General features: G+C 38.2%; 37 protein-coding genes and 1 pseudogene. 9 read left to right on the plus strand and 29 right to left on the minus strand.

From position 1 onward, the window contains the following. Positions 1-30: 30 nt before the first annotated feature. The 3 genes from ACTSEZ_RS09500 (at position 31) to ACTSEZ_RS09510 (ending at position 2372) form a co-directional block, all read left to right on the plus strand. Complete coding sequence (locus ACTSEZ_RS09500; protein ID WP_369733947.1) at positions 31-816, plus strand: GNAT family N-acetyltransferase; 786 nt, start codon at positions 31-33, stop codon at positions 814-816. A gap of 223 nt (positions 817-1039) precedes the next feature. Further along, positions 1040-1387, plus strand: a complete 348-nt coding sequence (locus ACTSEZ_RS09505; protein ID WP_369733948.1) for a PadR family transcriptional regulator — start codon at positions 1040-1042, stop codon at positions 1385-1387. Further along, the gene (locus ACTSEZ_RS09510) at positions 1374-2372 is read left to right on the plus strand and encodes an HAAS signaling domain-containing protein (protein ID WP_369733949.1); all 999 of its coding nucleotides are present in this window, start codon (positions 1374-1376) and stop codon (positions 2370-2372) included. Before ACTSEZ_RS09505 ends, ACTSEZ_RS09510 begins: the two co-directional genes overlap by 14 nt. Before the next feature lie 95 nt (positions 2373-2467). Here ACTSEZ_RS09510 and ACTSEZ_RS09515 read toward each other — a convergent pair whose 3' ends face one another. The 10 genes from ACTSEZ_RS09515 to ACTSEZ_RS09560 all read right to left on the minus strand — a co-directional run bounded on the left by ACTSEZ_RS09515 (position 2468) and on the right by ACTSEZ_RS09560 (position 8525). Further along, positions 2468-2857 carry a VOC family protein gene (locus tag ACTSEZ_RS09515; protein ID WP_369733951.1) on the minus strand — a complete coding sequence of 130 codons (390 nt, stop codon included), beginning with the start codon at positions 2855-2857 and terminating at the stop codon, positions 2468-2470. A gap of 333 nt (positions 2858-3190) precedes the next feature. Continuing rightward, the gene (locus ACTSEZ_RS09520) at positions 3191-3730 is read right to left on the minus strand and encodes a GNAT family N-acetyltransferase (RefSeq protein WP_369733952.1); all 540 of its coding nucleotides are present in this window, start codon (positions 3728-3730) and stop codon (positions 3191-3193) included. A gap of 138 nt (positions 3731-3868) precedes the next feature. Then, positions 3869-4150: a hypothetical protein gene (locus ACTSEZ_RS09525; RefSeq protein WP_369733953.1), complete on the minus strand. Its 282-nt coding sequence runs from the start codon at positions 4148-4150 to the stop codon at positions 3869-3871. A gap of 101 nt (positions 4151-4251) precedes the next feature. Further along, a complete protein-coding gene (locus ACTSEZ_RS09530) occupies positions 4252-4680 on the minus strand; it encodes an HIT family protein (protein WP_369733955.1) in 429 nt (142 codons plus the stop codon). Positions 4681-4776: 96 nt separating this feature from the next. Beyond that, positions 4777-5205 carry a GNAT family N-acetyltransferase gene (locus ACTSEZ_RS09535; RefSeq protein WP_369734092.1) on the minus strand — a complete coding sequence of 143 codons (429 nt, stop codon included), beginning with the start codon at positions 5203-5205 and terminating at the stop codon, positions 4777-4779. 107 nt (positions 5206-5312) lie between these two features. After that, positions 5313-5516 (minus strand): GrpB family protein, encoded by a 204-nt coding sequence (locus ACTSEZ_RS09540; protein WP_369733957.1) that lies wholly within the window; start codon positions 5514-5516, stop codon positions 5313-5315. Positions 5517-5618: 102 nt separating this feature from the next. Continuing rightward, the gene (locus ACTSEZ_RS09545; RefSeq protein WP_369733959.1) at positions 5619-5996 is read right to left on the minus strand and encodes a VOC family protein; all 378 of its coding nucleotides are present in this window, start codon (positions 5994-5996) and stop codon (positions 5619-5621) included. Positions 5997-6137: 141 nt separating this feature from the next. Continuing rightward, the gene (locus tag ACTSEZ_RS09550; protein ID WP_369733960.1) at positions 6138-6827 is read right to left on the minus strand and encodes a response regulator transcription factor; all 690 of its coding nucleotides are present in this window, start codon (positions 6825-6827) and stop codon (positions 6138-6140) included. Continuing rightward, positions 6805-7914 (minus strand): HAMP domain-containing sensor histidine kinase, encoded by a 1110-nt coding sequence (locus ACTSEZ_RS09555; protein WP_369733962.1) that lies wholly within the window; start codon positions 7912-7914, stop codon positions 6805-6807. Before ACTSEZ_RS09555 ends, ACTSEZ_RS09550 begins: the two co-directional genes overlap by 23 nt. Positions 7915-8021: 107 nt before the next feature. Then, on the minus strand, positions 8022-8525 hold the full coding sequence (locus tag ACTSEZ_RS09560) for a hypothetical protein (protein WP_369733963.1): 504 nt from the start codon (positions 8523-8525) through the stop codon (positions 8022-8024). Positions 8526-9052: 527 nt separating this feature from the next. Between ACTSEZ_RS09560 and ACTSEZ_RS09565 the strand changes: the two genes are divergently transcribed. Then, the gene (locus tag ACTSEZ_RS09565) at positions 9053-9481 is read left to right on the plus strand and encodes a hypothetical protein (protein WP_369733965.1); all 429 of its coding nucleotides are present in this window, start codon (positions 9053-9055) and stop codon (positions 9479-9481) included. A gap of 45 nt (positions 9482-9526) precedes the next feature. Here ACTSEZ_RS09565 and ACTSEZ_RS09570 read toward each other — a convergent pair. Together ACTSEZ_RS09570 and ACTSEZ_RS09575 are read right to left on the minus strand one after the other, a co-directional pair. Continuing rightward, positions 9527-9758: pseudogene (locus tag ACTSEZ_RS09570) on the minus strand (IS1595 family transposase); the annotation flags it as partial. 1 nt (position 9759) lies between these two features. Further along, complete coding sequence (locus tag ACTSEZ_RS09575) at positions 9760-10275, minus strand: AAA family ATPase (RefSeq protein ID WP_369734093.1); 516 nt, start codon at positions 10273-10275, stop codon at positions 9760-9762. A 276-nt stretch (positions 10276-10551) separates the two neighbouring features. On the opposite strand from ACTSEZ_RS09575, the gene ACTSEZ_RS09580 reads away from it, so the two are divergent. Beyond that, positions 10552-10956 (plus strand): hypothetical protein, encoded by a 405-nt coding sequence (locus tag ACTSEZ_RS09580; RefSeq protein WP_369733967.1) that lies wholly within the window; start codon positions 10552-10554, stop codon positions 10954-10956. Between the two features lie 65 nt (positions 10957-11021). Here ACTSEZ_RS09580 and ACTSEZ_RS09585 read toward each other — a convergent pair whose 3' ends face one another. Continuing rightward, positions 11022-11525, minus strand: a complete 504-nt coding sequence (locus ACTSEZ_RS09585; protein WP_369733969.1) for an NUDIX hydrolase — start codon at positions 11523-11525, stop codon at positions 11022-11024. A 436-nt stretch (positions 11526-11961) separates the two neighbouring features. Further along, a complete protein-coding gene (locus ACTSEZ_RS09590; protein WP_369733970.1) occupies positions 11962-12951 on the minus strand; it encodes a LacI family DNA-binding transcriptional regulator in 990 nt (329 codons plus the stop codon). Between the two features lie 83 nt (positions 12952-13034). Between ACTSEZ_RS09590 and ACTSEZ_RS09595 the strand changes: the two genes are divergently transcribed. Further along, positions 13035-13886, plus strand: a complete 852-nt coding sequence (locus ACTSEZ_RS09595; RefSeq protein WP_369733971.1) for an HAD-IIB family hydrolase — start codon at positions 13035-13037, stop codon at positions 13884-13886. A gap of 116 nt (positions 13887-14002) precedes the next feature. Next, complete coding sequence (locus ACTSEZ_RS09600) at positions 14003-14428, plus strand: PH domain-containing protein (protein ID WP_369733972.1); 426 nt, start codon at positions 14003-14005, stop codon at positions 14426-14428. 78 nt (positions 14429-14506) lie between these two features. Here ACTSEZ_RS09600 and ACTSEZ_RS09605 read toward each other — a convergent pair whose 3' ends face one another. The 6 genes from ACTSEZ_RS09605 to ACTSEZ_RS09630 all read right to left on the minus strand — a co-directional run bounded on the left by ACTSEZ_RS09605 (position 14507) and on the right by ACTSEZ_RS09630 (position 17709). Next, entirely contained in the window at positions 14507-14821 is a 315-nt protein-coding gene (locus tag ACTSEZ_RS09605; RefSeq protein ID WP_369733973.1) for a hypothetical protein, read from the minus strand. A 576-nt stretch (positions 14822-15397) separates the two neighbouring features. After that, complete coding sequence (locus tag ACTSEZ_RS09610; RefSeq protein WP_369733975.1) at positions 15398-15796, minus strand: VOC family protein; 399 nt, start codon at positions 15794-15796, stop codon at positions 15398-15400. 40 nt (positions 15797-15836) lie between these two features. Next, complete coding sequence (locus tag ACTSEZ_RS09615) at positions 15837-16355, minus strand: DUF6584 family protein (RefSeq protein WP_369733976.1); 519 nt, start codon at positions 16353-16355, stop codon at positions 15837-15839. Between the two features lie 282 nt (positions 16356-16637). Then, positions 16638-16778, minus strand: a complete 141-nt coding sequence (locus ACTSEZ_RS09620; RefSeq protein ID WP_369733977.1) for a hypothetical protein — start codon at positions 16776-16778, stop codon at positions 16638-16640. A gap of 97 nt (positions 16779-16875) precedes the next feature. Further along, positions 16876-17151: a hypothetical protein gene (locus ACTSEZ_RS09625; RefSeq protein ID WP_369733978.1), complete on the minus strand. Its 276-nt coding sequence runs from the start codon at positions 17149-17151 to the stop codon at positions 16876-16878. Between the two features lie 99 nt (positions 17152-17250). Continuing rightward, positions 17251-17709 carry a DUF2750 domain-containing protein gene (locus tag ACTSEZ_RS09630; protein WP_369733980.1) on the minus strand — a complete coding sequence of 153 codons (459 nt, stop codon included), beginning with the start codon at positions 17707-17709 and terminating at the stop codon, positions 17251-17253. Between the two features lie 188 nt (positions 17710-17897). Between ACTSEZ_RS09630 and ACTSEZ_RS09635 the strand changes: the two genes are divergently transcribed. Next, positions 17898-18197: a hypothetical protein gene (locus tag ACTSEZ_RS09635; RefSeq protein WP_369733981.1), complete on the plus strand. Its 300-nt coding sequence runs from the start codon at positions 17898-17900 to the stop codon at positions 18195-18197. 72 nt (positions 18198-18269) lie between these two features. Here ACTSEZ_RS09635 and ACTSEZ_RS09640 read toward each other — a convergent pair whose 3' ends face one another. Genes ACTSEZ_RS09640 through ACTSEZ_RS09655 form a run of 4 tightly spaced genes read right to left on the minus strand, consistent with a single transcriptional unit; the run spans position 18270 to position 21106 of the window. Beyond that, the gene (locus ACTSEZ_RS09640; RefSeq protein WP_369733983.1) at positions 18270-18731 is read right to left on the minus strand and encodes a GNAT family N-acetyltransferase; all 462 of its coding nucleotides are present in this window, start codon (positions 18729-18731) and stop codon (positions 18270-18272) included. 27 nt (positions 18732-18758) lie between these two features. Further along, positions 18759-19790, minus strand: a complete 1032-nt coding sequence (locus ACTSEZ_RS09645) for a serine hydrolase domain-containing protein (RefSeq protein ID WP_369733985.1) — start codon at positions 19788-19790, stop codon at positions 18759-18761. Between the two features lie 28 nt (positions 19791-19818). Continuing rightward, positions 19819-20595: a hypothetical protein gene (locus tag ACTSEZ_RS09650; RefSeq protein WP_369733986.1), complete on the minus strand. Its 777-nt coding sequence runs from the start codon at positions 20593-20595 to the stop codon at positions 19819-19821. Continuing rightward, positions 20570-21106, minus strand: coding sequence for an RNA polymerase sigma factor (locus ACTSEZ_RS09655; RefSeq protein WP_369733987.1), 537 nt, complete (start codon positions 21104-21106; stop codon positions 20570-20572). The genes ACTSEZ_RS09650 and ACTSEZ_RS09655 overlap by 26 nt, the downstream gene beginning before the upstream one ends. 218 nt (positions 21107-21324) lie before the next feature. On the opposite strand from ACTSEZ_RS09655, the gene ACTSEZ_RS09660 reads away from it, so the two are divergent. Then, positions 21325-22293, plus strand: coding sequence for a GNAT family N-acetyltransferase (locus ACTSEZ_RS09660; protein WP_369733988.1), 969 nt, complete (start codon positions 21325-21327; stop codon positions 22291-22293). Positions 22294-22336: 43 nt separating this feature from the next. Here the strand turns inward: ACTSEZ_RS09660 and ACTSEZ_RS09665 are convergent, their stop codons facing one another. The 5 genes from ACTSEZ_RS09665 to ACTSEZ_RS09685 form a co-directional block, all read right to left on the minus strand. After that, positions 22337-22537, minus strand: coding sequence for a hypothetical protein (locus ACTSEZ_RS09665; RefSeq protein WP_369733990.1), 201 nt, complete (start codon positions 22535-22537; stop codon positions 22337-22339). A 387-nt stretch (positions 22538-22924) separates the two neighbouring features. Continuing rightward, entirely contained in the window at positions 22925-23293 is a 369-nt protein-coding gene (locus tag ACTSEZ_RS09670) for a hypothetical protein (protein ID WP_369733991.1), read from the minus strand. 53 nt (positions 23294-23346) lie between these two features. Further along, complete coding sequence (locus ACTSEZ_RS09675; RefSeq protein ID WP_369733993.1) at positions 23347-23955, minus strand: hypothetical protein; 609 nt, start codon at positions 23953-23955, stop codon at positions 23347-23349. A gap of 178 nt (positions 23956-24133) precedes the next feature. Next, positions 24134-24460: an ArsR/SmtB family transcription factor gene (locus tag ACTSEZ_RS09680; RefSeq protein WP_029279892.1), complete on the minus strand. Its 327-nt coding sequence runs from the start codon at positions 24458-24460 to the stop codon at positions 24134-24136. After that, complete coding sequence (locus ACTSEZ_RS09685; RefSeq protein WP_369733994.1) at positions 24461-24880, minus strand: SRPBCC family protein; 420 nt, start codon at positions 24878-24880, stop codon at positions 24461-24463. Positions 24881-24942 lie beyond the last annotated feature (62 nt).

The following is a 24942-nucleotide window of genomic DNA, read 5'->3' on the forward strand; positions in this document are numbered from 1 at the left end:
CAACTATATTAACATACAGGGGTAACGACTATGACAAGCATACAAGATATATTCAAACTGGATTTTGCCTATCTGGAAACCTTCACTACCCGGACAGACACCGATTGGGGAGCCTTGTTCTGCAACGAAAATCAGCCTTCTTATTACGATGCCAATCATGCTCATATCGACCAGGTTAGTGAGCAGCCTCAACTAGTGATTAATGAAGTCATGAATTTCTATCAATCTAAGAAAATCATTCCGAGGTTTTACATCTACAACCTGGAAGCTCAACAGGAATTGGTCAACCTTCTGAAGAAGAATCATTTTGGATTTGAAGAATTAATCAGCCCTGTTCAATTGTGGGATCAAGTGATTTCGGAGAAAGAAATGGATGAGGCAGTTACTATTGAAGTGGTCACAAAAGACAATTATTCTGAAGCATTGGACATAGAGTGCAGCATTACCGAATTTGGGGGCAAAGCCGTCAGGGAAAAGGCTTTTGAAGGAGAATTTAATCATCCAAGCTTTGTACACTATATCCTCCGCTTTAATGGCACAGCCTGTGCAACAGCCTGTCTATTTATAAGTGGCCAGCAGGCTAGGATGGAAAGTGTAGCAACTCTGAAAGAATACAGGGGCAGAGGTTTAATCGGCGAGCTGATTCGTTACATACAGACAGAGGTTGTGAGACAGGGCCTGGAGAAACTCTGGGTATTTCCGATTAACGAAAACATTGAAAAAGTGTATCAGAAATATGGGTTTAAGACTGTTGCAAAACTGAAGACAGGACATGCTTTTTTAGGAGGAAGAAGTATTAAAGACATCCAAGGGTGATGCTTTTAGAATACATTAGCCTCCGAATATTTTTCATTACCAAGCGCTTTCCTATCACAAGGATCAGCGCTTTTTTGCATTTCATGCAGCATCCAAAGGTCTAAACTGTTTTTCACTAAATCAACTGACTATTTTCCATTATTCCTGTAACCACAATAGTGTATGTCACATAGCATAAGACAAATAGTGTGTGTCATACAGTATTTAAAAACGAGGTGGGTGAATGAGCACGTTATTGAATTCATTATCGACAGAGCTTAGGAGAGGAACGCTGACATTGGCCGTTTTAAGTCAATTACGGTCACCACAATATGGCTATTCACTTGTACAGTTACTGGAGGAATCAGGCATAAACATCGATCAAAGCACCTTATATCCATTGCTTCGCCGTCTAGAAAAACAGGAATTAGTCACAAGCAGCTGGGACACTTCCGAAAGCAGGCCCCGCAAATATTACGTATTAAGCGAATACGGACTGGACATTTTTTTGCAGCTGAAACAAGAATGGTTAAAAAATACGAAAGAACTTTATCGTTTGGTAAAAGGAGAGAACGAAGATGAATGTGATTGAGGTTTATATACATGAAGTCACTCACAGGCTGCCTGAAAAAAACCGTCAGGATATCGCCCTTGAGCTGCGGTCAACCATTGAGGATATGCTGCCCGCTAATTACAATGAGGAAGATGCACATGCGGTTCTTGAAAAACTGGGAAATCCCGCAGCGTTAGCCAGCGGATACCGGGATCAGCCCATGCATCTAATTGGACCGCGCTATTATGATGTGTATGTCTCTTTATTGAAAATGATCTTGCCTATAGCTGCTGCTATTTCCCTGATTTCTGTTATCGCAGAATATGTTATGGGGTTTCCCAGCGGAGAAACAGTCATTGATGCGGTTTTAGCTATAACCGGCTTTGGAATTGGGAAAATGATCGAAGTAAGCATCCACACCTTTTTCTGGCTTACGCTCGTTTTCGTCATCATCGAAAGAACGGATAAAGAAAAAGACCAGCAGCCACTATCCGCAAGTTTGAAAAAGTGGACACCCGATGATCTGAAGAACATTCCTTATATCCCCAAGAAAAAAGCCATTACAAAACTTGAAGTGTTTGGGTATTTAATGTGGACGGCGATTTGGGCAGCCTTTTACTTCTATGCAAATCACCTTTTGGGTATCTATGAAAGCGGAGAAGCGGGTCTCAAATTTTTGATTCCAGCCTTAAATCAAGAAGTATTATTTCAGTACTGGCCAATAGTTCTCGTGATTGTTGCCCTCGAAATAGCATTATCTCTTTACAAACTGATCAAGGGGCAATGGACAAAGAAAATGGCCATCTTTACTGCTGCTCTTGAACTTATCGGAACAGTTGTATTCCTTATCATATTAAGCAATTCAAAGGTAATGAACCAAGAGTTTATTGCGTATATGAGCAAATTATTTAACACCTCAGCTGTGGAATTTCACACATGGCTTGTCGGAAGCGCGATCATCATCTATATACTGTCTGCGGCATTCAATGTGTTCAATGGATTTCGCAAGGCTAGAATTCGTTGATTTTGTGTGGGCATAATTTAGCAAGAATTGCGAGTCGTTATATGTAAGGAACTTCCAACTTAGAAGTTCCTTTGTTTTTTTATAAAAAACTTCAACTAAATACCTTTAGTACACATTAAAACAATACGCCAGCCATCTGGATCTTCAATCGTAACGCCAGATTCTTTCCAGTAAGGATTTTCAGGTTCGACCGCCTTGTAGCCCATTGTTGTCAAACGGCTATGTAAAAGCTGAATTTCATCTTGAACAGGAATATAGAAAACAAGTAAATTATCTTTTGTTGGAGCTGGACACGGACTTCCTTCTATATGCTGAGTGAATTCCAAATGGTAGGATGCATCTGGAATGCCAAACATAACCCCGTCATAGCCTTCATGATTTTGAAATTGCCCGATTTGTTTCAACCCTAATCCTTCTCCATAAAACCGAACGATTTCCTTTAATTTGTTTGTTGGTCTAGCTATACGTACTTGTACGTAATTCATCTAGTCTCACCCTTTAATTGTAATTACATAGCTTTGTATCTGGGTCTCTCTATTAGTGAAAATGAAATAAGTCCATCTGGTTCTTTAACAATTAATTCGGCTGTTATTTCCAGCTTACTTGTTTTAAGAAGGAAAGGCTTCAGCTGTTTGGAGGAATGACTATCCTACTTTCGATGTACAAATGGGTTTGGCTTAGTCACGTAACAGATGGGAATGACCTTAAGCGTCTTTGATTTCGCAACAGTTCACCCGGGAAAAGAAAAAAAAGGAACTCCAGCTTAAGAAAGGAGTTCTCTTTCTTATTCCATTTAATCCTGAATTGTTTAATAGATACTAACTAGATTTTTTATATTCAATCAGCCAACAATCACGATATTCTCCCTCATGAAATTCATGTTCAGGAAGAAGTTTCACCTTTTTAAATCCACAACTTTCATAACACTTAATGGCTCTCTCATTCCAGGTTTGTGGGTCCATGACTACTCTATCAGCTTGTTTTTGTCCTACTAGAAATATGACCATTGAATTCACAAGAAGTTTTCCAATCCCTTTATTCCAGTAGTCAATTTCTCCAATAAATTGGTCAGTTCCATAAATAGTTTCTTTTCCATCAAAACCGTATGTTTTACTGGACTTCTCATCTAAAAGGTAATATTGTATGTATCCAATTTCTTTTCCTTCGTATTCAATCATACAGCGAGTAACATCACTCTCGCGGTTATAAAACGTTTTATTAACCTTTTCTAAATCAAAAGGATTGTCCCTGCCTTCGTAATATTTTAAAACGATTGAGTTTGAAAGCCATTTTGCTAACAAATAATTATCTTTTGATTCTAGTTCACGAACGATCAGTTTTTCATTTTGAAATATCATATATTTCACTCACTTTCATTTACAACTAAATGAAGTAGAATTTCGCTTATTTAATCAATAGTTCAGCAATTTTCAGCTAAAGTGGCTGATTATATAGTTTAAAAAATCCGCTGCAATCGGACCGAAATATAAGTAAAGTTATTGTTTTTTACGCCTTTTCCAAATTGCCTTTCTATCGTCTCTCTCCGCAATCCAGCCGTGAGGTAAATCCGAAATCGAAGCAAGGGAATCATCAATCTCTATCATTTCTTCAAGAGTAACTATTCTTGCGTCGTCTGTATCAAATACCATCGATCCATCAAGAAATTGCCACATTCCGTCTTCTTTATCGTGAGATACATACAATACAGTTTGCGTTCTATCCATTATTTGTTTTATTGTGATAACCATTGTATCCGGGGAATCTTTAAAATGAAGCATTTTCACGCCCTCCAATATTTTTAAGCAAATGATATATAAAAGTATTCTGTCAGCTTCTTTATTAAGAAAGCAATAAAACTGCAGCAATCGCAGGCGACAGCTTAAAATTGTGATTCTATTAGCTTGTTTAATTTCGATTTTGTTTCCAGGAATTTATTCTTCTCTTTCTCATTATCTTTTTGTTCTTCATAATAGAATGGTTCGCCTTCAAACCTTGGGATAATATGCATATGGTAATGATTTAAATCATTAAATTTCCCGCCATTCTGGCAAATAGTTATCCCGTCTGGGGCGAATAATTTCTTTATTGCTTTTGAAATCTTCATAGATGCTTCCATAATGGCATTTGCCGTTTCAATATCTAAATCCTCAACATCTAGATAGTGCTTTTTTGGAAGAATTAACGTATGACCTTCGTTAAATGGTTCAATATCTAAGAAACAGCAAATATATTCATTCTCATACACAACATTAACCGGTTCCATTTTATTAGCAAGTTTGCAGCCCAAACATTCAAAATTCACGGACATAGTTGAATCACCTTTTTTAAAATATTGTGTAGGACTTTCTCTTTTATTGGAATTCAACCTAAAAGAGCGATAACCCTTCTTGGATAATCTCCTCTTTTAATTGATTAGTTTCTTTTCCAGAACAATTTTGTGTAATCCTTTTTCATCTGTATAAGTATTAATTACATCAAATCCATTTTTTATATTCAAAACTAACATATTACGCCATTTATTCATTGTTTTAGTTTGAATACTACTATATCCATTCTCTATTAAATACCTATGCTGCATATCCATTAACATAGAAGCTACTCCATATTTTCTGTAATTAATTCTTACTCCGCCCAACCAGCTATAAAATTGATCTCTATCAAGTGCATATCCAATCTTGTATCCAATTATGTTTTTTCCGTCCATCGCTGTGATAACTAACAATTGAGATTTACTTGTCATTTTGTTGACGAGGTCATCAGAAGTTCCAAAAATGTCTTTATGAAGTTCCAGAATGTCTTTTAATACATAGCCATTGGGTATTGAATGATAAATAAATTAATTAAAACTCAATTTACTCCGCCTTTCCGAACGACTTACCCCTATCAAATATAACGATTTTTCAAGGGCAAAACAGTTCTTATTTAAATTTCAAAAGACATTTAGCAGTTGATTAATCTTCTAGCAGGAAAATAGCTGCCACGAAAGCATACAAAAAAGGCGATCACACTTTGCAGCAATCGCACTCTTAAATTAAAGAATTCTGTTTTACCTTCTGTATATCTCTTACGGTCATCATTAAAATCTCGTGCTAACTGCCTTTTTATTTCAGCATATTCATTTCTCTCCAGCGGAAGAATAGACAATTTTCTATAAATGGAGAAAACCCATAGGATACCTTGAATATCTTATTTATTTTAGTATTCTTCCGGACGATTCCTTGTCTCAGTCGATGGATGCTTCTTTCATTACTGCCTTTCCTGTACAGCAAAATAATGATCTTCATCATCGGCAAAGTTGAACAGTTTTCCAGACGGTAAGTCTACAATCTCACCGACCTTCACCCCTTTATTCTTTAAGTCGTCGTACAAACGGTCCACGTTGTCTGTAAAGAACATGAGAGAAGGAGTACCGAGATTCAGTTCAGGTTCCATTTGAGCAATAATGTCTTTATTATGAAGCACGATACTTGTTCCTCCCCCTTCCGGAGCTACTTCAATCCATCTCATGCCTTGTTTGTTATCTTCTTCTGCGATGACGGTAAAGCCTGCTTTTTCTACCCAAAAATCCTTAGCTTGATCTTGATTTTTAACATATACCATTACTTGACCTAGACTGTGTATCATTTTCTTCACTCCATATCCCAAAGTTAATTTAAAGGCTGTTCGCCCTTGAATGCACTACTAATTATTGATTTCGAGAAAGGTGCTCATGATTCCTTCAACGAGTAGAGATGAGCCGCCTCCCATTGCCTCGTTCTTTTGTTATTATTCCTTTTTAAATCTGTAACCTACTCCCCAAATGGTTTCAATAAACTTAGGCACAGATGGATCCTGCTCAATCTTCTCCCGGATTTTCCTGATGTGCACAGTGACCGTTGTAATGTCTCCAAGGGAGTCATATCCCCAGATCCTTTCGAATAGGTGTTCCTTCGTGAAGACCCTTTCAGGATAAGTCGCCATGAACACCAATAAATCGAACTCTTTTGCGGTAAATGTTTTTTCTTCATGATCGACGTATACTCTCCGGGAATCGAGATCCACCCTCAAGTTTTTAATCTCAATTTCATTTTTCAGGAGATCCCGCTTGATTAACCGGTCATATCTTGAAATATGCGCTTTTACTCGAGCAACCAGTTCACTTGGTGTGAAGGGCTTTACAATATAATCATCTGCCCCGCGGTCGAATCCCCTGATTTTATCAATGTCTTCTTTTCTGGCGGTCACCATGAGAATGGGAATATCCAGAAGGTCCCGAAGTTTTTTGCATAACTCGAGTCCATCCATCCCCGGCAACATTAAATCAAGTAATATGAGATTGTACGAATGAGTCCTTGCCATGCGCAGCCCTTCCTCCCCGTTCGAAGCGATATCACTGTCAAATCCGTTCACTTCTAAATAATCCCTTTCAAGTTCAGCAATATCCGTCTCGTCTTCAATTATCAATATTTTCTTCACGCTCATTCACCTTTTTCAGTGTAAAATAAATACTCGTCCCCACTCCCGGTTCACTCGCTGCCCAGATTTTCCCTCCGTGTTTTTCAATGATTTTTTTGGCTATCGACAGTCCGAGACCAGTGCCCCCAGTAGAAGAATTTCTCGATTCATCTGTCCGGTAGAAGCTGTCAAAAATATGGTCAATATCCTTTTTCCCGATTCCGCTCCCATTATCTTTGATTTCCACCTGAACTTCCTTTTCTCTTTCGCTCATGATGATCTGAATGTCTTTCACAGATTTATCCATATACTTCAGACTGTTTTGACTGATATTCATGACGACCCTGTTTAATTTTTCCCTGTCCGCTTCCACACTATAAGATTGAAGAGGATCATAGATCAGAACCGCTTTCCCCTGTTCCTGTTCAAGTGTTAACGAAAGTTCCTCAATGAAATCATGAAAATAATCGTCCAGTTTTACGTTCTCAAACGCAAATGGAATTTGTTCAAGGTCCAGCTTGGAATAGAGAAACAGTTCATCGATGAGGACGTCCATCTCATGTGCGTTTTTTTCAATTTTGGAAAGATAACGGTTCAGTTTCTCAGGAGTGCCCGCCACTCCATCCTGAATGCCGCTCACATATCCTTTTATCGAGGTTAAGGGAGTCTTTAGATCGTGCGAAATACTGGCAATGAGCTCCTGCCTGCTCACCTCGTACTGTTGTTGAACCGCTGCCGCTTTCTTAAGTTTCAACCGCATGTCTTCAAAGGTATTGGACAGCTGCCCCAATTCATGCTTCTGATTTGAAGCACAGCTGTGATTGAGGTCGCCTTCACTAATCTTTTTCGCCGTTATAGTTAATATCTCAATCGGTTTAAGAATACTTCTGGAAATCGAATAGGTCAGGATGCCGCTGGTGATGGCCAGTATCACAATCATTGCTGCGAAACGAAAGGTTTGAAAGACTTGCATGTCCTCCCCTTCCGGCTTTCTTCCGAGCACATAAAAAAACAAATACCCGGCAGCGAGTTCGACAATGATTAAAGCGAGCATCGGGATGATAACCATACCGATATTAGATAGAATCAGCCTTTTCTTTAAGGACACCTCTATGTCACCTCCTCATTCACACTCATATCTTCAGTTCTTGTGCTGGTAAAGCCGGACGTTTATCCAGCTTCAAAAAAACACTGTCCGGCAATCGTTTCTATGATTTAGTTATTTCCATTTGCTGTCATAAAACGGTCAAACTTAATAAATCCTATGAAAATAAACAGTGATCCAAAGATATTACACATTACCCTGAACCAATGCACGATCTTGAATTCCTTCACCGTTTGTTTTAGAAATTCTGCAGAATGAACGTCAGCACCTTCAATAAACATAATCTCATTCCGCGGCCACTCAAAAAGAATGGAAGCTGCCCCTTCTAATAGGATTGCCAGCAAGCTGAAGAGTACCCACTTTCTTGCGGGTTTCACTTTCCACACAAAAATTCCAGCCAGAATACCAGTTAAGATACTTACAAATCCCAATGGCGGAAAATAAGTATGGGGACTAGCGACTTCCATCCAATCCATCGTTGATTCCAATGTTTCCGGTACGTTATGAAAAATATTCGGATAGACCATAAACGTATTAAGCAAGATGCCCCCTAACATGATCCACTGAATCCAAAGATGAGATAAAACCGAGTAATAACCTGCTTTTTTTGCCATGCGAAAAACTCCTTTTCAATCAATAGTTTTCGTCGCCTTATCGACTAACTAGAACTCATTGTAAGGAACAATTCGAAATGATTTCTTATGTAGTTCTTAAATAATTCTTAAATGCCGCAATTAAAAAAACGCAATCTCATAAGGATCACGTCAGAGCGGTATATATTCATTTTTGAAATTTCTTTTATTAGATGACGATTTAGTTCTGTTCTAATTGTTGGCCTCTTTGGAATAATAGAACCTCTTCTTTAAGATCTTTATAAATGTCTATGGTGTCGTCAGTCTGAACCTAAGAATTTGCCGACTTCTTTTGATATCATATCTCTTTCCTCCCTTTCACAATTAGCAATATATCCTTATTCAACAACCCTTTACAATCCTGCAAACGCCTCCGTTAAGGATATTTTAATTTTATGGTATTGTTTATGCATATGGCTTAATCCGTTAATGTGCAGGACTTCTAAATAAGAAATATAATCTTAGTACTTTATCGTTGTCATTTTGGATAAGTTCAAGGAGTGATGAAATTGTTTCAAAAAGTTGAAGTCCATAATTGGATTATTGAAGTGGATGTTGATGCAACTAAAAAGCAATACAATAATAATTGGAGATTATGCCAATGCTCAGATTGTTTGAACTATTATGAAGTTATGAAATCATTATCTTTAGAGTTGAAATTCTTAAATAGTCTAGGTGTTAACCCTTCTAAGTGTGTTCACTTATCAGAATTTGGTCCCAATGAAAAGGGTCTGCACTTGTACAGCGGCTGCTACCATATCGTCGGCAAAATAATAAAGGGAAATCCTGTGAACACAAACAGTTGGAATGATAACAATGTAATTCAAATAGGTCGTTTCACTTTTGTTTTTTCAAACGATTTACACTTTGTTCCCAATGGATTTGCCAGTCCAACTCTTCAGATAGATTTCGAAGTGGAAATACATTGGATACTTTAAGAATCGCAATGATTTCGTGCAGCAAACACTTTTCCTTGCAAACTATTTATCATTCATCGCAGTATTGGTGCACAGGACTGCAGATGGAAGAATAAATTCTCCTGTCACTGCATCAATTTCTTCGTATTGAACCCGACCAGTACCTGCTATGCGAGCAATCATATTCCCATTTCGGTCTTGTGCAACTACTACTACTATTTTGATTGAAAATTCCTCTTTTTGTATCCTTTTCTCCACGTTTCTTTGCTTTTCTAGGGATAATATCGCGGCGACCTTTGCTATTTCAAATAATCTTCAATATCACTCATATTAGTTACAACTAATATTTTGTTACTATATTTGCCGAATTTACTATAGAAATTTGGTTTTCCCACCTGTTCAAAATGTCTATTCCACTTAAACATCTTTAAAAATATTTTAAATGTAGGTTTATAATTTGACTTTTCTAATCTGAGTTGCTGTAAGAGGAACCGCCTTACAATTCGATACGTTCTCACTGAATAATTTGTATCTAGGAAGATGATTAATTCAGCTTTATGAAAGCTATGAGAAACCCATTCTGCATTATGAACCCCTTCTATAATCCAAGATTCAGAATCAATAATAGTTTTCAAATAATCATCTCTTTCTACTTCAGTTCTTCTTATATCACCAGAGTTATGCCTTATCCAAATGACGTTATCTAATTCATAGAATGGGAGATTCAATTTAGTTGATAAACCTCTTGCTAACGTTGTTTTCCCACTACCAACTGAACCTATAATATGTATTTTCTTAGGGAAATTCTTTATCATTTTTTCAGACCACCATTTATCATTTTTCATTAAAAAATTTTTCTATTTGGAAAAAGGAAATCCCCTCTATATTTAAAGTTCGTCCAGATTCTAAATATGTCAATGTTTTATCTTGTTTCATTCGCCACTCTATATTCCAAAAAACACTTTGGATGATAGTTTTTCAAAAAAAAGATTAACCCGCTAGATTAATTAGTGTTCTATCGATTTTCGTTGTGAATATCTGGTACTATTAGAAATAACTATTATACGTGAAACCAAAAAGGAGGGTTTTTAGTGAAGCGATTAGTCTTTTTATATAGAAAATGCATAGTCGTAGTCATTTCTGCCATGATGTATACTGTATATGCTTATACAGAAGGTTTTTCAAATGTTGAATTGGATCCAACTGGTTTGTTTTCAAGTATCATTTTTTTTGCCATCTGCATAATTGGTTGTACAGCCTATGGGCTTCCAATTTCCATACTTGCAGAGCTTATGACTAAAAAGATATCGTATAATTTTGTGCGTGCTTTTGCTTCGGGATTCCTACATTTATTAGGGGGGTTTTTGTTTTACTTTATTAGTGAAGATCTTATGTACTATTCAATTCAGTGCTCAATCGTGTTTTTTCTGACAGACGAAGGCTTGAGAGTGCTTGAAAAAAGATATTCGCACATTTGTTTGAAGGGTTGGGTTTAAGTATTCTTTTTTATCGTTTGGACGTTTTGTATAAAACGCCCAAACTGCAGAAGATACAGCATACCTTATACTAATTCATAAATTTTTTTAAATTCCTTCAAAACAAAATTTTCACGGTGTATCCATACGTTCTGCTCACATTGATTTAACATGATTTGGTTTTGTTTAATCGCATCTTCAAGCTTTACCCATTTAGGTGTATATTCTTGTTCAGACTCGTACTCATCTAACTGTTGTACATCGACCTTCTCGTCTGTTAATTCACAAATGTAATAATGCGAAGTCATTTGAAAGATAGCATCTTTATCATAGTCATCTAGATGTCTTTCAATGACAACGCCCATTTTGTCTCCAACTAAACCCTTGAGATAGCCTGTCTCTTCTGCTACCTCACGCATTAGAGCTTCTGCATGACTTTCATTCTTATCCACTCCACCACCTGGAAATTTATAGTCTCCAAGATTTGAATGAACCATAAGGATCTTGTTATTATGGATAATTACAGCCCTGACCGCTTCTCTGTTGTTTATCCTAAATCTTTTATCATCAATCTCCTGAATTCCTAACATTTTATTAAAAATGATAACCCCTCCATTCTGAATCAGAGAAATACGGCGTTTAGTCTTATTGAAATCAGATAAACCTTATGTCACACTTTTAAAAACAAATCATTTTACACCGTTTGCCATTCCCCTTCAATGATAATATTCATTCGATTGATCTATCTCTCATATTCCGAGTTCAGTGCACCTTTTCCTAGATTCGTAACACACTATTTTTTTAGGATGTCTAATCAAATAGATAATGATTGAGTAAAAGTAATACTAATGCTACCCCAGAAAAAACATAATACGCAATTGTCGTTTTACTCATTTTTGTTCTTTCGGATTTCATTTCACAAACCTCTCCCTTTCAAAAGTTCTATCTTTTTTGACCCTCTCGGCACTAAGAAATCATTATGTCAGTACCTCACTATGAAAGTAATAGGCTTTCAATGTCATGTTTTCAATCTGTCGTCCCGCGAATAACCAGCTCTGCTTCAAGCTCATAAAACGCCGGAGATGCATGCTCCCCCCTCAGCCTTTTGGATAAACAGGTCATAACCGTATTGGCCATCTCTTCAAACGAATACGAGATACTTGATAAAGGAGGAGTCGTCGCTGAGCAAATCTGGTGATTGTCAAAACCGATAATGGAAACATCACGGGGAATGGACTTCCCTGCAGCAGCCGCACTGCGAAGCAAGCCGGCTGCCACAAAATCGCTGCCGGCGAGAATGCCGTCTATTTTCCCGCCTGCCTGGAACAGTTTCTCACCAAGCTGAATCCCGTCCCGGATGGTGATCATTCCTTTAAATCGATTCGAGACAGTGCAGGGCATTCCATAGTTCCTGTGGGCCCGTTTAAAGCCTTTCCATCTCTTTTGCTGAAGAGGATAGGCAAAATCATCACCGCATAAGACAAGGTTACGGCGGCCTTGTTCCAATAAGTAGCTTGCAGCTGCAAACAGAGCTTTTTCCTCGTTTACTGAGATGACATCATAAACGTCTCCATTGAATTGCTCATTGCAGACAACGACAATACGGTCTCCGGCTATGTCGAGAATTTCCTGTTCTGTAAGAGTTGAGTATGTGACCACAACGGCATCCATTTCTTTATGAAGAAGTCTCTCGTATACCTCCGCTTCTTCTTCCCTGTTAAAAAAGGTTTGATAAACAGCCGTTTTATAGCCTGCTTCATGGCAAGATATTGAAAGAATTCCTGTAACCTGGCTGAAATACGGATGATCAAGCATTGGTATGATGATTCCAATTGTGCTGGTCGTTTGGAGCCGAAGGTTAACGGCTTGTGAATTTCGAACATAAGACAGCGTCCTGATCGCTTTATTGACCTTTTGCACGCTTTCAGCGGATACGTGGGGATGGCTGTTCAAAACCCGGGAAACTGTTGATTTTGAAACGCCGCTAAGACGTGCGATATCCAAAATAGTTGGCATTTTATCCACTCCGTTTTTTTAAGTTGACATGGGAACGTTCCCGGAAAATAAGCTTTAAAAAGATGAAGGGAGCTGTTCACAGCATGTCAAAACGAGTATTTTATTCTACTGAGAAAACTGATTTTCTGCTTTTTTTAGATTTCGATGAAACGTATTTTCCGCATGAATGTACAAATAAACAACTAGTCATGCTGAGAAACCTTGAAGAATATCTTAATTGGCTGTCAAAGACATATCGTGTAAAAGTCGGATGGGTTACAGGCAGCAGTCTTCAGCAAGTTGAACAGAAAATGAAAAAAGCAAACCTGCGTTATTTGCCGCACTTTATTTCCAGTAATCTAGGGACTGAATTGTGGCAGCCTGACCAACACGGTGATTTAAAGACTGTATCCGAATGGGACAGCTATGTTTTAAAGGCTGGATTTTCACATCAGCTTGTGGAAGATTTGCTTTTTGAACTAAAAAATACATTTAACATTCCGCTCCACCCGCAAACACAGCTGGGACAACAGAAATATAAAATGAATTACTATTATTATATAACGTCTGATGCAATTGCAGAGTACCATCTCCCCATTATTAAAAGACTCGCTCAAAACAACGGGATTGGCATAAATATTAACCGGTGCAACCCGAAAGCCGGAGATCCGGAGCAGGCATTTGATGTTGACTTTATTCCCGTTGGAACAGGAAAAAAAGAGATTGTAAGGTTTATGAGACATTTTTATCAGGTCCCCGCCGAAGGCACGCTCGCTTTTGGCGACAGCGGAAATGATGTTGAAATGTTAAATGAAGTTCAGCATGGATACCTTCTGAAAAATGCAACACAAGAGGCGCGGGGTCTGTACAGAAAAATCACAGAGAATGAGTACGGGGAGGGCATTATGGAGATATGCAAAAAAAGAGTCGAGGCTGCAGAAAGCAGGATGATCTGACTCTCTCGAAAAAGCCATTGCTCCCTCGGCACTGGAATCAATAAAGGAAAATCGGTTTTGACCAATGAAACTTACTTATTTTTTAAACGTAAAAAGGAAGAAAGGGGGTTGGCAGCATGTATTATCCTTCAAAAAGAGACATATGGATGTCAGTTATTCTCTTGCTCTTTTCATTTCTTTTTATCGTTCCGCCGATTTTCTTCCCGGACTTTGGAGCCTGGATGACACCGGAGTCTTTAGATAAACAATGGATTAAAATCGCCTGCTTATTTCCAATCGGTTTTTTATGTCTGTGGATTTGGTTTAAAACCGGTTATACACTTACAGAAAACCTCCTGATTGTCCAATCCGGTCCCTTTAGGCAGAAAATCAAAATTGACGAAATTCACAGCTTTAGGGATACAAAAAATCCTTTTACAGCTCCTGCTTTGTCAAAGGATCGATTAGAGATTAACTATGCAACCTACAACTCTATTCAAATTTCTCCAAAACACAAACAGGAATTTGTGAATCATTTAAGAAAAAAGAATGGAAAAATATAAAATGACTGATGTCAGAAAAAGAGGCAGAATCCCTATTCAGCCTCTTTTCCTCGGTTATAAACAGGATCTGAGAGCCATTCAATTTCCCATAAAGGTAATTGCATCGGACTTAATCATGTCTATGTAATTTCTTTTTTTAAACGGGTATGTTAAATGGGAGATGTTTCTCAAGCTCCCCCTTACCGTCGTTTTGTTCAGCCGAACATCCACTGTCACCGTAAGGTAAACTGTGCCGTCATATTTAACAACACCTGTTACTTGCTTGTTTTCCAAATCAATCGTTGTGTACTCAGGTGCAATTCTCAAGGGGGCAAAGGCTGTATATCCTATATTTTTTTGGGGACGCAGTTGACTATATAAAGATTGAATACGTTCTTTAAATACACTTAGCATATTGATCCCCCTCAAAGATTTGTCCATAACATGACAGTCTCCCAATAGCAACAATAATTAACAGAGTAAAAGTAAGACATACCAAAAGATAAACGATAAGGTTTTTCAACGATTAATAAACAATCATTTATAAGCTGTATTCCATCAACCAGCAATCCTGATAGTTCCCTTCGTGGTGCTCATGTTCTGGCGGCAATTTTACTTTTTCAAATCCGCATTTCCCGTAACATTCCCCTTAAATTGCAGCAATACCCCGCTATTGTTTTCTGTCTCACTACCTGAATAAGGATTAATGATATTATCTTTTCACCAGGTCTAAAATAGACGTTTATTGCATATATACTTTTTGAAAATTGATTGGAGGTAATGGAGTGCGGCAATTAACGGGGGCAGTTTACCTATCATTTGGAATATTATTTTATCTCTTAGGTGCACCAAATAACACAGGCTGGATTACATTCTTTTTTATTCTAACAGGATTCATATATCTGTTTTTGGATTTTAGAGATTTCGTAAAAAAGAAACTGGAAGATGGATAAAACTAATGGGCGTTCATTCAATGACCGCCCCCAATTGCTATAAGGGCGCTACAAGTTCCACTTTTATTCTATCCGGATCTTCAAAATATACGGCATAATGTTCATTACCACCTGCGAATGGGTGTTTGTCCGGATAAAGGATATGAATCCCGTTCGACTTTAATTTACTTGTCATTTCATCTACGTGCTCTCGTGAACTCGAGTGAAAGGCCAGATGGTTTAGGCCGACTCGGCATCTATTATAAGAAACATCCATATATCGTTCCTGTGTTTGTACGAAGACAAGGTAAGTATCTTCAATTTTCCAGCTCTGTCCCTGGTCCCATTCTTGATACCGGCTGTAACCCAGCTCTTCAAGAAACCAACCCCAGAACTCTATAGATCTTTTTAAGTCAGATACATATATTTCAATGTGGTGAATCAATCCTTTTGACAAAATATCCGCTCCTATCATTTATCTTGCATATTTCCCCTTGCTACATTAGCCATTCCACAAAAGAATACATCCCTAAAGCAGCAAAGAGAACGGTCCCTACTAAGACTGTAAGACAGCCGGCAACAAGCAGTTTATCAAACACTGAATCCTCAGGTTCCTCCAGCAGTTTTTCAGTTACTTTTTTTTGTACAGGTGAAAAATTCTCACTGAATTCCAGATCTTTTACTATTTCTTGATCACCTTTGAACTTTAAAGCTCTTACAATCTGAAAAGGATCATTACCCATCGATTTTTCGAATTCAATACAGGCTTGCTGCATCTCATGTGTTTTATTTTTTTCCAAATACCAGTACCGTCCTGCCATTGACGGGTATTTCAATGCGTAGTAAATATCCCCTAATTTTCTGCGGAGCTCTATTTCATCAGGGTATGTTGCAATCAATCCATGCAGTCTGTCCCTGGCTTTCCCTAAATCGTTTTTCTTAAGATCCTCTTCAATCTTAAGGAGAGTATTTGCCGGCACTTTTTCTATGTGAGACACCTCATTTGATTTTTTCATTCCATCTTTTTATAATCCGTCTTTTTAACAGGAAATTTACCAGTTTGACGACACCAAATAAAAGCCAATACATGATACATACATTCAACAGAAAACCCCAGATTTCGAAGCTGATTTGTCCGTCTCCGTAGTACCCGAGCCATTGAGCCGACATTCCAAAAAAACGGTAGCTTCCTTCCTCCCGGTATCCTATGCCAGGAATAAATGACAGGAAGACTGTCAAAATCAATGAACTGACGAACACCCATTGTTTCTTATTCACTTGTACTCATTAACAGCCGGTCACCCGGCTAACCATTGATATCCGATATAAACGGCAATTAATCCGATGACGGCAAAACCTCCAATTGTTGGACTGCCGAAAACAGTACGGTTCCATCCGTCATCCGTATTGATTTTGCTTTTATCTTTCTCTTTCTTCATTGTGTTCCTCCCCTTTCTTATTTCCCTCTAAAGCGAATGCTGTTCATCAGGCAGCTGTCGGCCTATGCCTTCCATTCAGCTGGCTATAGAAGAATGTTCAGACCTTGCTTTTCCTCTTCTTCAACGGCAAAAACATTAGTATAAGTGACAAGCCTGCGATTACGTATATGGGCGTTAACCAGATTCGGTAAACAGAGCCTGGTTCTCCCTCCTGAAACTTGGTGTCGATATGAATGCTGTTCCATTCAAAGCTTATGGGGTTGACGGCGTCTGCGGAGAAATGGGGGAGGTGCAGTTCGCTTTGAAGGAGTTTGAACAGGATGTAGACAGAGCAGCCTAGTAAGATCAATGCTGCAGCTAACAGTTTTTTCATAGGACAGGTCTCCTTATACAAATATTCCAATACAGTTCGCCATAAAAAGCGCCAATCCCTCTTGATTGACGCTCCTGTCAGAAGCAAATTAGATGACCATTAAATTCGGGTTAGCATTTCCTTTATCTCGTCACGATTTTGTATGCTCGTATTCTTTTCGTTTGGAAAAATGGCTGCAGCTCCCCCGTCTTTTTCAATATCCACCAACAGTTCTTCTAGAAATTCCGAAAGCGGCATGTTGAATGCTGCGGCTGATTTATTGACATGCGCTGCCTCCATCTCGGCAAAGCTTCGACTTGGCCAAACCGGCAGTAAAAAAGGATACTCTCCAAGTTCATCTTCAATTAGAACCAATTCTCCATTCTCGTCCTTAAGCAGCCACACCTGCTCATCTGTTGCAATCATTCCGTAAAAATAGGCCAGCCGCTTTTCAGCAGGCCGGTTTAAAATAAATCGTTTAATGAATTTCATCATCCATCTTTCCTTTGTATGTAGTTTCTCTGTCTCAGGAACTCTCGAGCTCTTCCATTCTCTTGAGGCTGCAGTCAGGCAAGGCATCCTCTTCATCCGCCTGATCCATACTAATTATTCCAAATAGATACACCAGTAACAACACCTTTTTTCATTCAAGAAACATTTATTTCTTTCAACAGAGAGGTCTAATTTATATATCTGAATTCAGCCTTCCTATGATAAACTCATCTTATCAGTATTTTCCAATAGTAATGAAGAAAGGAGATCCAGATATGATGCATGTTCTATTGCTTACTGCAGGACTTTTCGTTTTGCTGTTTGCAGTCCGTAAAATGGTTTCAGGTGAAAAAACAAATCCAAAGACGATTCTTGCAGAAGCAAAACAAATTGCCCGTTCCATGCTGTTGGGAATTGTCATTTTCTTATCACTCATCTTTATCACATATGAGGTCTGGATCCTGGCAGGGAGTTCTGAGGATTGGGATGGCGTTTACATTTCAGCAGCTGCTGTCATAGGAACCGTTCTTTTATCTTTTGGCTATTATCATAGAGTGAAATTCAAGTACAGTTAGAAGCTTATCGTTTGCCCCAGCCATCGATTTCTGTCGATGAACAAAGGCAAACGTAAGAACTAAATCGTCCACTTAAGATGGAAAATATTCCATCGGCTCCACACAGTGGACATACCCATTTTTTTTATAATAACCAACTGAATCATCACTTGGCCAAACAATGACAAATTCACACTTAGTATCTTTAATCCACTGATTAATCGAGCTTAGCACCATACTCCCAATCCCCTTATTTCTATATTCAGGAATGGTATACACGTTGGTCATGTAAGCAAAAGGATAGGTTGTTCTTCCTGGCCTCGGGACTTTTTCAATTAGCTCTATGTATATGTGAGATACCAGTTTTCCATTTTCTTCAGCAACCCAAATCATCCACCTGTCACCCTTAATAGCGTGCTCCAAGAAACTTCGGCATTCTTTCTCAAAGTCTGTAAAAGATGAGATTTTCTTGCTCTCATCATGTTCAATTGTGAAATCCCATCTCATTTTGATTAATTGGTTAATATCCTTTTCTTCAGCAAACCTTATTTTCAAATGATATTCCTCTCCTGTCTTCTGAACTTAACTTCTCACTTTTCCCAAACACCTCATCACCGTATCGCCGAATGACCTGACATCCTCTAAATAATCATATCCCTCAGGTGACCCAAAGCTATTAAACATGCGGACAGCAACGATGTTTTCTTCGGGGATCACCAATAATGTGACGCCTGTATAGCCCAATATCTGATATGAACCACTAGGAACTCTTTCTCCAATTTCTGATTTCTTGGTCGGTAAATTGTTCACAAACCACAGGAAACCATTTTGCGGTGAGTCATAATTTAAGTCTGCCGGGCTCTGCAGGGATGTAGCCAGTTGGATGACTTCTTTAGGAATGATTTGTTCTCCGTTCACTCTTCCTTCTTTAAGATGCAGATATCCCCATAAAGCCAGTTCTCGAGCAGAAACATACATGTTCATCTTGTCGCCTTCTGTGCTTTTGCTCGTTCTCCAACTGCTATCCTGTTCAGATCTCAGAATGACATCAACAAGTTTTTCATTTCTTTCGGCATACCAATCCGATTCTGAAAAACCCAGTGGCGTGAACACTTGTCCATGAACAATTTCGGATATGGTTTGTCCAGTTGTCCGCTTGACAATTTGTGTCAGGGTATTAACGCCGACTTGCCTGTAGGTCCAGTTCTCACCAGCTTCATACTCCCGATAGACTGCGCCCTCTTTTTCCGATAAGCCGTGGGTATGAGTCAATAAATGCCTGATAGTTGTGTCTTTCCAAACATTTTCATCAAGCTCGGGGAGATAGATTATTGCCAAATCATCTATGCTGTGAATGCAGCCGGTATGTACAGCATATGCCACAGCAAAACCGATATAGCTTTTTCTTACAGACGCTACGTGAAATTGAGTATCACGCTGAATATTTCTTGCATCAGGCTTGTTTGATTGCTTTCCAATATATTCTTCCAAAACAACAGAATCGTTTTGAATGACAAAAACAGCACCTCCTGAACAGATGACTTTATTAAATGTTTGTGTGAGGTGTTTTAACAATGGGTTAAAAATTGAATTTGGTTCAGTTTTAAGAAGCAACGAACATTCCTCCGGTATCAGTAATCTGCTATTCTTTTTTGAATTGAAGTAAGTTTGCAAGTCTAATAAGTTCCTGCGGGTCTATTCTAGTGTCTTTTTTACTCATTCCAGCAGAATAGATATGATAAATAAAGTTTTCAGTAACTACATACAGGTCAGTCTTGCCGATTCCTGTTTTTTCTTCCTGCATAACAGCTCTGTGACCTGAAATTTTCATTTTGTATATTGATTGAGACGAACTTGGATATTTCGTATGCGGAAGCAGCATTTCTATTCTTGTATCGATTGGTTCATCGTGTCTTTGAGTATCGATGTATATGTGCTGCCCTAAAGTAGTTGTTGCGTAAATGGCCTGCGTTTCAAATACTTCTTCCTTTCCCTGCTTAGATATACTGAGATGGATTTCCGGTTCTCCTGCAATGGTTTTGATAGTTTCATTGGCATCCGTTGGATAAACCGTATTTTCAATTCCTTCATTTGTAAGTACCGCTGTTTTTTGTCCGTTGATTGTCTCCATTTGATAATGGACACCTTCGATGAATTTTCTGTTTCCGATGCTATGATCGCCTGTCCCGGCCAAATTCAGCTGTCCGCTGATCTGAGCAGCCATCACAAACAGAAATAATGCAGCTAACACTGAGGTTATTGAAAAAATATAAACGCGCTGTAGCTTCGACATCATATTTGTCTTATGAATGCTTTTTTGTAGTCTTATTTGAACCATGTGCGAACGATGAGGACTCCATTCTACTTGGTCATCTAAATTCTGCAGAAGCTTGTCATAATAACTTACTTCTTTGTTCATCCTGATAACCCTCCTTGATCAATGTTTTTTCCAGAGCAAGAATGGCTCTTGAGAGTGTAGATTTCACCTTTGTTTCGGACCAACCTAGTATTTCGGACGTCTCACTGATTGAGAATCCTTTGATTTTTCTTATAATAATAACCTCACGGTGAGAATCCTTCAGCATTTCCAAGGCCTGATAAAGCTCCTTTGAACTCTCTTTCATCTCAACGAAATGCTCCGGAAGCAGACTGGGATCTTTCTTTTGACGGAAGAGCTCCATTATTAATCGAATCGGCTTTTGCTTTCTTGCGTAATCCACCGTCACATTGTGCGCAATTCGAAACAGCCAGGTTTTCGGACTTGAATCCTGCCTGAAAGAATGATGTTGCCTGAATGCCTTTAAAAATGTTTCGTGCGTTAAGTCTTCAGCCTGCTGATAATCTTTTGTCATCATTAAAATATACTTGAAGATGGTCTGATGATACTGGCTGTACCATTCTTCTATTTCGGTCTCTCTTGCATCTTTCAAATGAATCGTCCTCTTCCTTAGATTGTGGGTGCCTGTTATTTAGACGTATGACGTGTTGAAAAGTTGTGTTTTAGTTGAAAAAGTTTGAAAGCTGCGCTCAAATAAGAAAGAATTGACGTCTTTGTGTTCGCACCATTCTAAAATTATACTTAATTTTAAATATATGGTAACGTTTACTTTTGATGGTACAATGAGACTATCAACCTGTAAACTTAGTAATGGTGAATAGAATTCATTTCTATTTGCGGACAAGGGAGAATAGAACATTGATAACAATTGAAAGAGCAGTCATATCAGATGCCGGAAAGCTAACAGAAATAATGAAAACGGCATTTGATGAAGAAGCAAGAAGATGGCTTCCGAATCAGGAAATTCTTGATTACAACATCCAGCCTCCTGGATATTCTTCAATCGAAATGACAAAATATATGATTGATGAATTGAATTATTTTAAAATCATCTATAACAGCCATATTGTTGGCGGAATCATCGTGAGTATAACGGGTAAATCTTTCGGGAGAATCGACCGGATCTTCCTGGCCCCGGATCATCAGGGGCAAAAAATCGGTTCAAGGGTCATTGAATTAGTGGAAGAGGAATTTCCCGAAGTAAGAACATGGGACCTTGAGACATCCAGCAGACAAGTGAATAACCACCATTTTTACGAGAAAATGGGTTACAGAACTACTTTCAAAACAGCAGATGAATACTGTTATATAAAGAGAAAAGAAAGTTCAGCAGAAATAGAAAGGCTGACAGAGAATCAAGATCTTGAGAAAACTCAATATGAAAACTGCAATATGAGTCAAACAGAGTTTTATCAAGTAAACGCAGAAGGCAGTTCCTTTAGTAACAGCAATTTAATGAATACTCATATCAGCAACTGTAACCTCAGTCACTCAAAATTTCAGAATATTAATTTCAGACATTCATTTTTCGCGGATTTAAACCTTTCTTACAGCAAAATGAGATTGGTCACTCTTGCAGGAGCCCACTTTATGGATACCAGCCTCGGAGATGATGAAGAACCAATCTCTTTTGAAAGATGTGAGCTGCAGGGAACGACCATTAAGAACAGCAGCCTGAGAAACATGCGCATTGCAGATTGTGATATCGCAGGTATGACAATTGACGACATTCCAGTGGAAAAGCTTCTTGAGGTATATTACCAGGAGATGAAAAAATAACGAATGCATGAAAAAAACAGCCTTTTTAGGAATAAAGGGCTGTTTAGTATTTCTTTCGAATTAAATCAATTAATTGATAAATTTGTGAGACTAAAAATGAAAGTAAGATGACGATGATGGCCCCGAATGTGTATACAGCCTCTTCCGCAGCATTTCCCCCTCTCATGAAGAGAGAGCCAAAAAGAAAGAAAAGCACTACACTGATAATAATAGCCAAAAAGAAGATGCTTATATATTTAGACATACGATCACTCCAAGCGATTTTCAACTAATTTATTCAGACAGTCACTTTATTATCAATTTTTTCTATGTGTCCCACATCTGCCAGCCCAGTAATTAGAGTTAACCTTGTGTCTATTCATACTTTAAAGCACTGTATGTCAATGAATATCTCCATCTATCTTTTAATTTCAGATGATTACGGAGCATTAATTATGATCAAAAATGCTTTTCACAAGACGAAACAGCATCCTTGGAATAAACGTGATGATATTCCAAACCACTTCAAACAGAATTTCAAATCCAAATTCCCTGCATTTCTCTTTAAATGAGTCTCTTCTTATACTTCTTCTGTTCCTATTCAATTGTCGGACCTCCAAAGTAAACTTTCATATCAATTCGCTCGTCAAACTTACTTCTCTTGCAAATAGAAGGTTTCCTCATTCAGATCGTCCCATTTAATTGTCACCTTCTGCTTTTCCCCTTTTCCTGTTAAAGAACATCCTCTGCAGTTGGAAGACAGAGTAATCGTAGCGGCTTTAACATTTTTTTCTGATTGGGTCGTCTTTCCGTCGCCTATGTTTATGTCAAGAGCGTTAAATTGAGTGCTCTCATTTCCGTCCTTAAAATGAAATTCATAGCTGCCATGCTCTTCATTTCCATCCATAGTTGCTGTGTATTTTCCGGTCCAGCTTTTGCTTTCCCCTGAAAGGTTTATAAATGAATTCGTGCATCCAGACAATACTCCTAATAAAAGGACGGCAATAAATAGTTTCTTCATCAATTTCTCCCTTCTCGCAACGGTGCAGCCTGCTGTAAATGGATACAAATACGCTACCTCTTGATTGGATTAATTTCTTCGATCCTCCACTTAAGAGTCTTATCATTAAATCCTTCAGTCTTTGTCATGACAAATTGATAATCGTCCTTTATCATTTCTACTGTTTGATAGGTAAGTAGTATTTTTTCTCCTTCTATCCCCAACTCCTTAAGATCCAGCACTGATTTTGGCTTCCATTCAATGTTGCCATTCTTGAAAAAAATACTGCAAGGACAATTCCCTGCTCTGTCTAAAGTGGATAACCCCCCATTTAAGGAAAGTGCAAAATAGTCTTTTGCCTTACTGAATGAATCTTCCTTTTTATAATCTTCGACTGTACGAACAGCTTCCAGGAAATTTTGATACAAAACTGGTGTTTTCAACCGTTCAATTTCTTTTTTAAGATCGTCAGCATCACTTTTTAACCGTTCATTTTCTTTCGATGTCTCCTCTAATGCAGCAGCATTTTTTTCTCTGTCCTTTTTAAAAGCTGCAACCTGCTCTGTCAGATTGTCTCTTTCCTGCTGAAGTTTCTCTGCCTCATTTCCCATGTTTAGATTATTGATGATCATCATGGCTAAAAATATGACCACAGCGATGATTGCATAAGTTCTCTTTTTCAAACCAGGTCCCCCTCATCAAAGGATAAAAAATAGAATAGTTAAATTACGTAATCAGACGGGGAAAAGTTTCATTTTTCTAATAATTCAAGCTGATCAATTGCTGAATGTCACATGACTGTGTAGCCAGCAAGAAAAAACTCAGTTCATGAATGAACTGAGTAAACATGTATATGAAACTCTAAAGCGATTCATCATCATTCTCAACAATATGTTTAAGGATAGACAATTTGTTATTCCAAAACTGTTCATAGTAGGACAGCCATTGTTTTACTTCTGTCAGCGGCTCTGGATGCAGTTGATAAATTTTTTCTCTGCCTACCTTTTTACCGCTGACTAAATTAGCTTCTGAAAGAATATGAAGATGTTTAGCTATAGCCGTCCGGCTTATAGGAAAATGAGAAGTTATTTCGGTAATGGCCAATTCTTTGCCCGCAAGTAATCGAAGCACTTCTCTTCTTGTTGGATCAGCTATAGCTTGAAATACATCATGCTTTAATGCTGACATTTATCCTTCAACAACCTTCAGGAGTCGTTCATGAACAATACTAATCCAGCCATACTCCATTCTCTCGCGAATAACAGAACTTTTTTCGTTTGCTTTTGGAAGAACTTCATCAGCGGATTTCCAGCCGCCATGAATCAGAGTGAATTCTGTTTTTCCGCCCAAATCTTTCAGGAGAAAAGTAACGACCCATCCATCTGTATCCCAGGAAAAAGAAATTTTTGTTGGTTCATCCACTTCTAATACTTTGCAGGGAGATGGGCCAAAAGGGGATTGAATGTGGAACTCATGACCAACCTTGGCTTCGAAGTCATTGGGCATAAACCATGCTGCAATCCCTTCAGAATTGCTTACTTTTGCCCATACCTTTTGGATAGGAGCTTCAAATATAATTGTTTGTTTAATATCTTGTAATGTCTCCACTAAAAACACTCCTTGTCAATTAAAAATACAGAACCATTTGGTTTCGTTTTTTAGTATATAAC

It is taken from the genome of Metabacillus mesotrionivorans (assembly GCF_052171315.1).
In the GTDB taxonomy this organism is placed as follows: Bacteria; Bacillota; Bacilli; order Bacillales; family Bacillaceae; genus Bacillus_P.